The 12,981-nt window shown below is 44.3% G+C and carries 10 protein-coding genes; 4 read left to right on the forward strand and 6 right to left on the reverse strand.

The window, feature by feature from the left end; all coding sequences use genetic code 11:
• Nucleotides 1-24: 24 nt before the first annotated feature.
• On the reverse strand, nt 25-1,548 hold the full coding sequence (locus JV36_RS0102075; RefSeq protein ID WP_052010072.1) for a flavin-containing monooxygenase: 1,524 nt from the start codon (nt 1,546-1,548) through the stop codon (nt 25-27).
• A 148-nt stretch (nt 1,549-1,696) separates the two neighbouring features.
• Between JV36_RS0102075 and JV36_RS0102080 the strand changes: the two genes are divergently transcribed.
• Entirely contained in the window at nt 1,697-2,788 is a 1,092-nt protein-coding gene (locus JV36_RS0102080; protein WP_032095059.1) for a helix-turn-helix domain-containing protein, read from the forward strand.
• A gap of 44 nt (nt 2,789-2,832) precedes the next feature.
• On the opposite strand, the gene JV36_RS0102085 is transcribed toward JV36_RS0102080, so the two are convergent.
• The 4 genes from JV36_RS0102085 to JV36_RS0102100 all read right to left on the reverse strand — a co-directional run bounded on the left by JV36_RS0102085 (nt 2,833) and on the right by JV36_RS0102100 (nt 8,309).
• The gene (locus JV36_RS0102085) at nt 2,833-4,305 is read right to left on the reverse strand and encodes a M20 family peptidase (RefSeq protein WP_032095058.1); all 1,473 of its coding nucleotides are present in this window, start codon (nt 4,303-4,305) and stop codon (nt 2,833-2,835) included.
• Between the two features lie 95 nt (nt 4,306-4,400).
• A complete protein-coding gene (locus tag JV36_RS0102090; RefSeq protein ID WP_032095057.1) occupies nt 4,401-6,368 on the reverse strand; it encodes a DNA topoisomerase III in 1,968 nt (655 codons plus the stop codon).
• 332 nt (nt 6,369-6,700) lie between these two features.
• A complete protein-coding gene (locus tag JV36_RS0102095; RefSeq protein ID WP_235207738.1) occupies nt 6,701-7,654 on the reverse strand; it encodes a DUF3307 domain-containing protein in 954 nt (317 codons plus the stop codon).
• A 22-nt stretch (nt 7,655-7,676) separates the two neighbouring features.
• The gene (locus JV36_RS0102100; protein WP_032095056.1) at nt 7,677-8,309 is read right to left on the reverse strand and encodes a hypothetical protein; all 633 of its coding nucleotides are present in this window, start codon (nt 8,307-8,309) and stop codon (nt 7,677-7,679) included.
• Between the two features lie 469 nt (nt 8,310-8,778).
• On the opposite strand from JV36_RS0102100, the gene JV36_RS0102105 reads away from it, so the two are divergent.
• Nucleotides 8,779-9,786 (forward strand): helix-turn-helix transcriptional regulator, encoded by a 1,008-nt coding sequence (locus JV36_RS0102105; protein WP_032095055.1) that lies wholly within the window; start codon nt 8,779-8,781, stop codon nt 9,784-9,786.
• Between the two features lie 62 nt (nt 9,787-9,848).
• Here JV36_RS0102105 and JV36_RS19045 read toward each other — a convergent pair whose 3' ends face one another.
• The gene (locus tag JV36_RS19045) at nt 9,849-11,144 is read right to left on the reverse strand and encodes a cell division protein FtsZ (RefSeq protein ID WP_235207739.1); all 1,296 of its coding nucleotides are present in this window, start codon (nt 11,142-11,144) and stop codon (nt 9,849-9,851) included.
• Between the two features lie 143 nt (nt 11,145-11,287).
• On the opposite strand from JV36_RS19045, the gene JV36_RS0102115 reads away from it, so the two are divergent.
• Both JV36_RS0102115 and JV36_RS0102120 read left to right on the forward strand, forming a co-directional pair.
• Nucleotides 11,288-11,962 (forward strand): nitroreductase family protein, encoded by a 675-nt coding sequence (locus JV36_RS0102115; RefSeq protein WP_032095054.1) that lies wholly within the window; start codon nt 11,288-11,290, stop codon nt 11,960-11,962.
• 137 nt (nt 11,963-12,099) lie between these two features.
• Complete coding sequence (locus tag JV36_RS0102120; protein WP_032095053.1) at nt 12,100-12,783, forward strand: spermidine synthase; 684 nt, start codon at nt 12,100-12,102, stop codon at nt 12,781-12,783.
• Nucleotides 12,784-12,981: the final 198 nt, after the last annotated feature.

The raw sequence follows: 12,981 nt of genomic DNA on the forward strand, positions 1-12,981 counted from the left end.
GCTCTTGTGTAAAAGGCCTAGACATCACGAGCTGTGTACGTCAGCAGCCGGTTTATGAAAATCGGCAAGAGGTTTATTATCGTCAAACCGCAATACGTTGTCGGCCAGCTTACTGTGCTTTATGGCAAGTAAATCTTTTACGTATAAATCTTTGTTACACCATGGAAACTCTGAACCTTGAGAGGGTAATTCGTCCAGCTTACGCAGAATATAGCCAGACTTGAGCCCCACAATATTCTCTCTTGGCGCGTCTGGGTTGCGGTATGGATAAACGCTGTCGTGGCCGTGTTGCTCCATGTAATCAAGTAATCGACACACATAATCAAAAGTTAGCTCAGCTTTAAGGGTCCACGATGAGTTGGTATACCCAAACACCCAGACAAAATTAGGAAGCTGACTGAACATCATGCCTTTGTAATTGGTAAGCTTGTTGCCGTGTACTTTATGCCCATCCACAGATAAGTTGATATTGCCCCATAGCTGCAAATCGAGGCCGGTGGCTGGCACTATAATATCCGCATCGATATGCGTGCCATTTTTAGTTAACACGCCGGTTTGTGTGAAACGCTCGATATGATCGGTGACGATGGTGCTTTTACCTGTACGCACCGAATTAAACAGGTCTGCATCGGGCACCAGCGCCATACGCTGATCCCAAGGTTGGTAATCGGGGTTAAAATGCGTGTCTACATCTGCCGCGCCATCAAGGGCTTTAACATTCATTTTGCGCACTATTTTACGTACGAAGTCTGGAAATTTTTTCGATAGCACAAAGGACATCTGCTGTAAGGTCGTGTATTTCAGACGCATTATTCGGTTGGTTAACCCAGCAGGCAACACTCGAGATAGCACGCGAAACAGCACGTCAGAGGCAGGGCGAGACACGATATAGCTAGGAGAACGCTGCAGCATAGTTACATGCGCTGCCTTTTTTGCCATGGCAGGTACTATGGTAACCGCAGTGGCTCCACTCCCAATAACAATCACTTTCTTACCACTATAATCTAACTCTTGTGGCCATTTTTGAGGGTGAGCAATGGTGCCTTTGAAATCATCAAAGCCTTCAAAGTCAGGTAGGTAGCCTTTATCGTAATTATAATAGCCTGAGCAACAGGTAAAAAACTTTGCGGCAATATGGTACTCAGAACCATCTGCACGGGAAATGGTAACCAACCAGCGATTTTTAGTTGAATCCCAATTGGCAGCTTTTACTTTTTGTTGAAAACGGATGTACTGGTTAAGACCTTCATCTCGCACCAATTCCCCTAGGTAATGTTGAATTCGTTCGGCAGTGGCAATGTACTCTCTGTCAGTCCATGGCTTAAAGGAGAACGCAAATGTGTACATATCAGAGTCTGAGCGTATACCCGGATATTTAAATAAGTCCCAGGTGCCACCAAAATTCTCACGACTTTCGATAACAGCAAACGAATTATGTGGGCGCTTTTTCTTGAGTGTATAGCTCATTCCTAAGCCAGAGATCCCAGCCCCAACAATAAGTACGTCGAGTGCTTCATACTCAATGTGTTGTTCTTCGCTTGCTTTCATCACGTGTCACCAGATTTTATTATTATCGACTGTCACCACAATAAAGAGCAGTGACAACATAAACTATGACACAGGCTGTCAATCATTGACCTAAACGGCCATTCTGGCAATATGTGTATATGAAGAAATAGGCAAAGCTGAAAACGTTATGACGGCCAACACATCTCAACTAATTGAATCTGAGAATATATTCAAAGATAAGCACCCTTCCGGTGCTAATCAGCCGTTTAAGCGAAAGCGCTCTATTTTGGGATTACTTCCTCTTTTTAAAGCATTGGAAGAACAAGGGCGCAGCCCACAATCAATTCTGGCTGCTCGCGGGTTATCTTTAGATAACCTGACAGGCGCCGCAATGATCGATACCAATTTAGAACTAGACATTGTGGGCGATGCGATTGAATTGCTCAACGATCCTATTTTAGGCGTAAAAGTGGGTAGCCAAGTGTCGTTTACCTCATATGGCACGTACGCCATGTTGCTAATGACAGCCGATACGTTTTTGGAATCGGCTCGCGTTGGCGCACAATTCCAGCACCTTTCTCTGCTCTTTTCCCACATGACGTTGCACTTCGACTCTCACGGTGTTGAAGTGCGCTATACCGTGCCCGATGCACCTCCAAAATTAAGAGACTTTATTGCCGATAGAGATCTTATGGGCACCTATATCTTTATGCGGGAGTTTTTGGCAGAGGCGCCACATGTGTTAGTGGGAGGTACGGTGCGTTCGAAGCCAGAACGACATCATTTAGCAACGTATAAAAAATATTTGAATTTTGATGTGAGCTTTGACCAACCCTACAATTGGTTTCGCATTCCTGCATCCATGCTTAGGCTAAGCCAACAGCACAGTAATGTTTGGGCCCATAAACTATATAAAGCCCAGGCCTATGAGTTGCTTAACACCTTTTACCCCGCTCAGCAGGACGTAGTAACCCAAGTAAAAACCCTAATTGCCGGTTACCAGTCGGGCTACCCTTCTGCGTCAGAATTGGCAAACATTATTGGCGTAAGTGAGAGAACCCTTCGGCGAAAACTTGATGCGGCAGGCTCTAGCTATCGCAATATAATTGATGCGCAGCAGCAAAAACGGGCTCTTGATATGCTGTCATCACAGCGTTTACCCATTACCGCAATAGCCAGCCAACTCGGCTACGCCGAGCCTGCCAGCTTTCTCAGAGCATTTAAGCGCTGGACGGGGCTCACGCCCAAGCGCTTTTTACAGCAGCAAAATACGCCTTAATGCTCTTTCGATAAGTAGCAAATTAGCTAAGTAGCTTCTGGCCTTTATTCACCAGCATCTGCAAGCAAACTGTAAAAGTAACTCACCGCTTGCAGGTAATCACTTACCGCCAGCTGTTCGTTAACACCGTGGAATCGCTTCAGGCTTTCTTTATCTAGCCTTACCATCATGAATCGATATACGTTATCGGATAAGCCATAAAAATGCTTTGCATCCGTGCCTCCCATAACCAGATATGGCGCAACTAACACGTTGTCGTCCATGCGACGAATGTTAGACTCGATGAGCTTATACCCAGTACTGTTAAGCGGCGAAAGTTGTGATGGTTCATTTTCCATAAACGTCTCAACGCTCACTCTAGAATCATCAATTGCCTCAACAATGTGCTGCTTCACACTGGCTATGCTATCACCGGGCAGAATACGTACGTTCACCACTGCACTGGCTACTGTAGGTAGTATGTTCGACTTACTGCTACCCTCCAGCATGGTGGCTGCGATGGTAGTGCGAATACCAGCAGCGCTGCTTGGCGCTGACAGCATAGACTGCTCTACAATGGGCGAGAACAACCATAAATTTGCCATGGGCAACTGCAAAGACAGCGGCGCATAAGCTGCTACATGAGAAAATGTGTTGTAGCTGTAGCTTAAATTAGTATCAAACTGGCTATTTTCTATATTAACAATGGCCTTGCTTAACACGCCTGCTGCTGTGTGATCAGGAGGCTGAGAAGAATGCCCACCCTCTGAGGCTACAGTAAGCCGCAGGTTTACAAAGCCTTTTTCAGCCACACCCACCATGGCAACTGGCTGATCGACGCCTTTCATCAACCCTTGAGTAATTGCCCCGCCTTCATCAAGCACAAACTCAAAGCTAAGGCCTTGTTGTGCAAAATGTTCTGCAATTTTTGCGGCGCCCTGCTTACCACCAATTTCCTCATCGTGACCAAATGCAAAATATATACTTCGCTGTGGAGAAAAGCCCTCTCTTAAACGAGTTTCCATTGCCTCAAGCAAAGCCATTACCGTTACTTTGTCGTCAATCGTTCCTCTACCCCAAACAACATCGTCTACAATGGCGCCACTAAAAGGTGCCTGCTTCCACTGCTCTGCTGTACCTTCATCTACAGGTACTACATCCATATGCCCCATAAACAATGCTGGCTTAAGAGCAGGGTTGCTGCCTTTTACATGATAAACTAAGCTGTACTGGTTAATGGTGTAATGTTCGGCCTGCTGATGAACAAGGGGAAAACTAGCGCGTATGTGTTCATGTAACCCTAAAAATGCCTGAGGGTTTAGCCTTGACGGATCATCATATGAAATGGTTTCAAACTGAATCGCTTTCGCAAATCGCGCTACCGCGGCGTCTTCGTTAAGCGGAGCTTTAGGCAGCGGACTGTCTACCTGTAGCTGAGTGTCTTCAAAACTCAGTAACGTATTCACGTACAACACTATGCTAAGAACAAGAACGACTGACAATAAGCCAGCTATTATCTGAATTCGGGACTTTTTCATTATTTATTTACCCAAAAATAGTAAAGTAAAAGGTTTGAGATAGTATTAGCACGATGCAACGATAAAGTCTTGTTGTGACAACACATAGTGCTGTTTTACGACTCCTTCTTTTTGGTTCGCCTACGCTTTTTATAGGCAGGCTTCACCGTTGATTTTATGCCTTTCAGCGACACAGGCACGTTGTTTGACGCAATGTCGATAAGCTCGTGTAGGGTGTTTTCTAGTGGCTGCATAAAACTTTTATAGTTTGTCTGTTGCTCGGCAATGCCGTTTAACGTTGACTCCCATTTAGCCGTCATATCGGGTGTTGTGCACATTTCAGGAAGGGCTTCTACCAAGCCAATTCCTGCGGGTGTAGCATTAATAATTTTGCCTTGCCGCTTCAAAAAGCCACGCTTAAACAACAGTTCTATAATTCCGGCTCGCGTGGCCTCAGTGCCCAGACCGTCAGTATCTTTTAATATTGCTTTTAAGGTTCGGTCTTTAACAAAGCGGTTTATCCCCGTCATGGCAGCTAGCAGTGTGGCATCGGTAAAATGTTTGGGAGGTTGAGTCTGCTTTTCTAGCAACTCTCCTTTCTCGCAATGCAGGCTGTCGTTTTTGTTCAGTTCTGGCAGCGAGCCTTTTTGCCATGGGCTATCAGAGTTCGAATTACTTTCTCCGCCTTTTTTGCTATTTTTTTCGCTTTCATTATCACTGATTTTTTCAAAGAGCGCCTTCCATCCCAGTTGCTCGGTTAAATTGGCAGTTGTAGCAAACTTGCCACCTGCAATGGTTAGTGCTATGTGGGTTTGTTGATAAATAAAGGCAGGATAAAACTGAGCAAGATACTGCCTAACAATAAGGCCATACACGTTTCGTTCTAGCTGACTTAAGGAAAGCCCTAAAGGTGACTTTTCTGTAGGGATAATGGCATGGTGAGCGCTAACTTTCGCATTATTCCACGCTTTGGACTTAATAGAAGTATCTGCTTGTTGAGCCGCACTAGAAAACGGTAACTCTGCTTTGGCAAGCATAGCCACAATGGACTTCGCTAAGGAGAATTGCTCGCTGGGAAGGTATCGGCAGTCTGAGCGAGGATAGGTAATGAGCTTGTGTTTTTCGTACAGCGACTGACACACATCGAGCACCAGCTTGGCGTTCATACCAAATTGCTTAGCCGCATCAATTTGTAGGGTTGAAAGATTGAAAGGTAAAGGTGCATTCAGCTTTTTCTGCTGCTTTTTAATATCATCAATGGTTGCAGGTTGATTCGATATCCTTCCTACCACATTTTCAGCTAGCCCTCTTGAAAGTACACGCCCCTCATCATCCATATAAGCCTGACACGCCTCGCTAGGCTGCCACTTTGCAGTAAACGGTTGCTGTGAAGGCGTTGTAATATGGGCCAACACCTCATAAAAAGGCTTCGATACGAAATTGCTAATTTCCTTATCTCTATTTACCACCAGCCCCAATACGGGTGTTTGCACTCGCCCTACAGAAAGCACCCCTTGATAACCAACTTTACCACCTTGAATAGTATAGGCTCGCGTTAGGTTAATACCGTATAGCCAGTCGGCGCGGCTTCTTGCCAATGCTGATACCGAAAGAGGAATAAAATGCTTATTAGGTTGCAGCTGATTTAATGAACGCTTTACCGCGGGTAAGTTTAAATCGCTGATAAGTAAGCGCTGCATGCTGTCGCGCTTTTGCGGAGTTACGTTGAGATAATCGATAACCTCATCAACCAGAAGTTGCCCTTCCCTGTCTGGGTCGCCAGCATGAATAATTTGGCTACACTGCTTCACAAATTTACGGATAATCGCTAGCTGGCTTTTTGTTTTATATTTTGGTTTTAGCTGCCACTGGTTAGGGATAATAGGTAAGTGTTCTAACTGCCATTTCTTAAACTTTTCATCGTAACTATCGGGGTCTGCTTGCTCGAGAATATGGCCCACACACCACGTAACTACATCGCCACCAGCTGTTTCGATATAACCTTGGTGCTTTTTTTGAGGTTTAGGTAAGGCCTCTGCGATGGCTCTTCCTAGGCTAGGTTTCTCGGCAATGTATAACTTCATCGGCTCTATTTAGCATATTATTTTGAGTGGATGGTGCATGTTTGACTACATGTGGAGGCTTTGTATAGAAGCTGTTTTCGAGGCTTCATCTGAATCTTTTTCTGTAGCTATATGTAACTGCGTTCAACTACCTGTAACTACTCACATGAAAACTCGTTTAACGAGTACTTTATTATGTCTATCGTCATATTAAATAACCACTGTCATTATATCCAGTCATTTCTATCAGGCAGCGTTTTAGTAGTCTGGTTTAGTAGCCTGGTTTAGTCGCATTAGTTTAGAAGCTTGGTTTAATCGTCTAGTTTTGAAGCATAGTTTTGAAGCATATAAGGTCACAGCTTGCCCATACACCATTTTGCTACAAGGCCCGTCGCGATTGTAATAACCACACTGGTCAGCGTGCCTAGCAACACATACTCGGTAAGCTTTTTGTCTTCGCTCTTTGTTAAATCGCCAAACCTAAAGATGGACTTTGCAGCAATTAAAAAGCCAATTGCAGCAAATTGATTCAACAACACAAAAGTAAGAATAAGTAGTCGCTCTAAATAGCCAATACGCTGACCCGCCATGGCTAAGGTGCGCTGCACTGGAAGCTGCACTAATTCGCTGGTGCGTTTAGGGTTAGTCAGCTCCTCTAGCTCTTGGGTCCATGGCGAAAGCAGCTGTTTTATAACAATAGAAGTAGGACTTAAAATGATTAAATAAGCGAGCAGCAGTACCAAATGCTGATAGTTTATGGCGTAAATATGCTGCAGTAATGGCGCGAACTGTTGTGTTAACAGCGCCCACAAGATGATAGCAACGGTAATATGCGCAGCTTGATCGATAACAAAAGCAAAGGTGGTTGGGCTAGTGTAAGACTTAATTGCGTCAATGATAAAATGAGTCACCGTTACGCCAATAGCCACTAAAAATAAGGGTATAAGCTCTATTGCCGTTACACTTGATGCAGATAGACCTGTTGTAGAAATACCTGTTATAGAAACACCTGTTGCAGCAGCGCCAGTCTCTTTTGTCGCAAGTGTGGCAAATAAAGATAAAATCAATAGAGCAAAAAATGCCAGCACGCCGTGAAGTAAAGCATGTAAGTACAATGCCGGAGACAGCAGATGTTTAGTATTGCGACTTTTTACCCAGCCGGTAGGCTGAAAATAGAAGTCTCCCAACACGTGGGCTACCAAGAGTCCGGCTAGCAGGGCTAGCTGTTGTAACTGCAGCTGCTCTGCACCTATTCCACCCATACTCAGCACTCCTATGCTCAACACCTCTATACCAATAGCTTCCATACTAAATCTCCTAGGTCTGCTATCACGAGCTAACTTCAGTTGCCATGTGCTCAAGATATTCATTCACCAAGTGATATCCACTGGCATTTAAAATTCGGGTAACGTTGCTTCTCGTTTTACCCAGCGTATTCGCAATGTGTTCATGGGCTTTATCTTTTGCACAAATATAGGCAAGCAGGGTTTCTGATTGAGTTTGAGTTAACGCCGTAATATGGCTATCTAAAAATGCGGTTAGCAGTGCTGCATGCTTATTTAAAGCTTCATCATCGCTAGTAAACACCAAGTATTGCGATTTCAGAGTATCTAATGCCCTACCCGAACGAACGAAGGCATCCCCACTCCCTGTTTTTACCTGTCCATCAGTAACGTTAACCTCGCCAAGCCCTACGCTAATACGAATATCGGTTGAGGGCGTGCAAGCTTTTAAAGCAAGCCTTATGCATATCGCAGTTTGCATGGCATTTTGCGGCGAGGGTATTACGGCCTGAAACGCATCGCCACGAAACACATCATACTCGCCATGATACATTTCCGTTTGCGCTTTAAGCGTTGTGGTGAGTACTGCCAGCACATGCTTTAAGTCTTCACCACTTAAGTGCTGTGAGTTGGCAATATCTCCAGTGATCACTGCCGCCCGCTGTTTAATCGTGTCCATTAGCCGCTCTCGTTGTAATGAGTTTTGCTGAAAGGTCGAGTGATAAACCCTCTAAAATTAGATTGCCTGTATTTTTATACATATGCAATACTACCTTCTTCAGAGTGCATACGTGCACTCGGGTAACCGTTTATCAACACTTTTTAAAAAGAGTCCATAAACAATCACTTTCAACAAAGTTACCATAATCAATCACACAAGCATACAGCTGTTTTTACGGCAGATACCGCCTGAAGTTTATACCTAATGCTTTCGCCTGATGAGCACGACTGATGTTTATGCCTGATTTTTTTGCCAGATGCTCTCGCCTCAAGTTCTTGCTTAAAGCCCTCGCCTAAAACTCTCGCCTAAAGAGCATGCTAAAAGCTTACGTTTACTATTTACTCAGCGGCTACATGCGACAGTTTTTGTCGCATGTTGTGGGTATGCTATTGTGCTTACACGTAAAGGATTCAGGTTATTTAGTCCTATGAGCGCATTTCAACGCAAATTAGACATTTTACAGTTTGTGCCTACGGCACCGCGAAAGGTATCAAGCCGCCAAATATTTGATAACCTACAGAACTGCGGCCATCACCACATTGATATGCGAACGATACAACGGGATTTGGTTAATCTAGAAACCGTTGGGCTCTTTGGTCTTGAAGTAGACAAACGCTCTAAACCCTACGGCTGGTTTATCAATGCCAACTTTAAAAAGCTGAATCTTAGCTTGATGGATGGCAATACCGCCCTTGCATTTAAAGTGCTCGAACAATCTGGCGCTACACTGCCCAATACCACGCTTAACGAATTGCAGCCCTACTTCACCAAGGCAACACAAATACTTCAACAAGACAGCGACTCTCTGCTTAGCAACTGGTTAAAGTCGGTAGCAGACTCGCACATTTCTCAACCTCTTCTGCCGCCAGAAATAGATGCAGTGTCTTTTGAAAGGCTGAAAAACGCCATCTATTTTAAAAAACAAATATCGGCTGATATAAAACGTATTTTTAATGGTGGTAATCAAATGGTATGGAAACACTACGACCGAATAAACCCCATGGGGTTGGTTAAACAGGATGGTCGCCAATTGTTTGTCTGTTCGTTTGGGGAGCTACACAAAAGACGCTACGCGCTACCCTTACATTTTATCAGAAACGTGCAGGTAACCGAGGATGACTGTCAGCAGAGCTTTGGCGAACTTGAAAGCGTTCAGTTACTCAACAACAATAGAAAGCAAAATATTGAACTGAAACTACTGGTTAAAAACAACGCGCTCTTCCTGCTCCACGGTTATAAGCTTTCTGAGGATCAGATCATTAGCCCGTCTGCACACACCGACAAATCGTTTTTAATGGCAACCGTGAAAGATACGAATAAGCTAAGAGCCTTTTTGAGAGGGCTTGGCGACAATATTGAAGTTATTGAGCCCAAAAAGTTAAGAGACTACTTTTTGGCAATGTCGCAGAAATTATTCGCAACATATAGCCAATAAAAGGCTACATCACAGATGGTGGCTGTAGCCTTGCGCGCCCTACGTTACTGGCGGCTAATGAGTCATTGCTTCATTTGCTGGCGAATAAATGCAGGAATATTAAAATACTTCGACTCAAGGTTTGAGCTAATACGGGAGCCATTAATCTTCATTGGCACCATCTCTCCCATTATTTCACGGTATTCTTCTAATTCTCTGCTTTGTTCTATCATATCGATTTCATCTAACAGGCTGTATTGCTCTAACTTGCTGTATTCGTCTGGCTCAGTACTGTTTTCAAATTCGCCACCCTTTTCTTTTTCACTATGTTGCTCTTTTTCACTATGTTTTTGGGGAACAGGAATGCCCGTTGCGATAACTAGCACTTCACCGAAATGAGATAGCTCTGGGGATACCGTTACGCCGGTTATTATTAGCGCACGAGCACTCTCAATCAAATTTTGCAGTGTCGCTAGCATTTCCTCATACATCACTAAGCTAGGCTCTTCCTTGCACGTAAGTTGCACAATAACGCCCTGAGCTCCAACAATGCTTTGATCATCAACCAAGGGGTTATTAAGAGCATGGGTTAATGCATCACACAGCAAGCTCCCATCTTCGGCAATACCAACGCCTAATGCCGTATTGCCTTCTAACGACAGAATATGGCTAAAGTCATTAATATCCACATTGATATAACCGGTTTTGGTCAGCATGGTAATAATAGCTTCGACAATTCGGTGCATCTGCGTATCGCAATGACGAAATGCCGACAGTAGCCCAACCGTTTCATTAAGCGCCGACACCAGCGAATCATTCGACAATACTAAGGTGGCATTTGCGACTGCTTTTATCGCTTGAAGTGCATCGAGGGCAATTTGGTGGCGCTTACTGCCTTCCGACTTGAACGGCAAAGTCACAAAGCACATCGCGTTTATGCCCTTTTTCTTCGCCATGTCTAAAAGTACAGGCGTAGCCCCACTGCCAGTGCCTCCGCCTAGTCCTGCAATAACGATAATAATACTGTCGTCTTCTATTAGCGTACTTAACACCTCTTCACTTTGACGGGCAGCACTATGTGCCACTTGAGGGTCGGCACCCGCTCCATACCCTTTTGTGGTGGCCTCTCCTATAAGAAGAACTTCATGATTATCACATTGGTGCAGCGCAGATATATCGGTATTAATAGAGGTAAATCGAATATTGGTGTGCTGACATAAACCGGCCATAGTAGTGATGGCATTGCCGCCACAACCGCCTACGCCTATTACGTGAATATTGATATCTTTAGATTCTGTATCTTTGAGTATTACGTTGTGCATGCTGTGCCCCTCAATGTCATCATTGGCGTAAGTGGGGTTAAAAAGGACGTTAAGCATGCATTACCCGTACGTCAAAAACTGACGCACTTCGACACAGGCACATTATTATGCTCACTCTTTTTTTGATAGTAAGCGCTAATCCCTTTACTCTAAGGCTAATAAAATACAAAAATCGTGACATAAACACGGACGGATAAAAAATGCAGCCTCATGACCAATTGCCCTTACATGACTTTATAGAGTATCCAGAACCCACCATGAAGTCGCGAAGCGCTGACTTTTTAAAAGCCATGCAGCGACGACACAGTATTCGCCATTTTAGCGACCGCCCGGTGGACAAACACGTTATAGAGAACTGCTTATTAACAGCAGGCACAGCACCAAGCGGCGCTAATCATCAGCCTTGGCACTTTGCTGCCATAAACACTCCATCGATGAAACAAAAGATACGTGAGCACGCCGAAGCCCATGAACGTGGCTTTTATGAAGGGCGCGCTGGGCAACAATGGCTAAACGACTTGAAACCCTTAGGGACAGACGCCGCTAAACCGTATTTGGAAATAGCGCCCTGGCTTATTGCTGTTTTTAGTCAAAAGTTCGGGGAAACCGAAGGTGGAGAAAAACAGCAAAATTACTACGTGCATGAGTCGGTAGGCATTGCCGTGGGTATGCTGATTACCGCCCTGCACAACGCCGGATTAGCGACGCTTACTCATACGCCTAAGCCTATGAACTTTTTAACCGACGTGTGTGGTAGACCCGATAACGAAAGGGCATACATGCTAATAATTGCGGGATACCCTGCGATTAATGCGACTATACCGGCTCACGCCACACAGAAAAAATCCCTAAGTGATATTGCGAGCTTTTTATAATCGCTGGAAACAGGGCTTGCATGTCGATGTGTTGACTGGGGCAGTAAATTTGGTTCTGACCCCATTTATTTCTGTGCTACTCTGCGCGCCGACATTCAATTCACGCAATATATACGGTTAAAAGGACACGTCTTCACATGGTTCCATGGGTTAAATTGGGTACAGCTAAAATTCCAAACAATGGTGGTGAATTAACCTTTTCTCAGCGAGATCAGGAGTTTAGTATTAGACTTTCTGGAATTCGTGGCGAATTGATGAATAGCCGAGTATTCAATTCAGAAAAAGAGTTGTCTCAAATGGGGTGTGCGCATCTCAAAACGACACCTAACGCACACGTTTTAGTGGGCGGTTTAGGCATGGGATACACACTAAGAGCCGCACTCAATGAAGTTACGCCAAGCTCAAAGGTTACCGTTGCCGAACTCATTCCTGAAGTTGTAGAGTGGAATAAAGGCCCACTTGGCAACTGCGCTAAAAACCCACTTCAAGATCCTAGAACAAATGTTGTGGTTGGTGATGTTAAACACCTTTTAAATACCGGAAAGCCAACTTTTGATGCAATATTACTCGATGTGGACAATGGACCAGAAGGCCTAACACACTCTGACAATAACTGGATTTATTCAATAGACGGTTTAGAAGAAATTTATAATGTGCTTAAACCTGGTGGCATGCTTGCCATATGGTCTGCTGGGCCTGATTATTTATTTTCCGTTCGCTTAAAAAATGCAGGCTACAAAGTGTCTACACGTATTGCCAGAGCTCGCAAAGGAAAAGGAAGTAAGCACACTATTTTCCTAGCTAAAAAACCCATGGACTAAAGCATTAGTGCGCTTAGGCTAAACGCTGTTCATTGCCATCTACCCCTTATATTTACGCCTTACATTTACCTCTCGTATTGGTTTTCAATAACCTGACGGTTAACAGAAACCCAGTAATGAGCCTTTAAAAAGGTATGTGTTTAAGTGAAGAGTTTCGGTAATTTTTTCATAATAACGCCCGAATCATACGAGCAGACG

Source organism: Alteromonas sp. LOR, assembly GCF_000753865.1.
GTDB lineage: Bacteria > Pseudomonadota > Gammaproteobacteria > Enterobacterales > Alteromonadaceae > Alteromonas.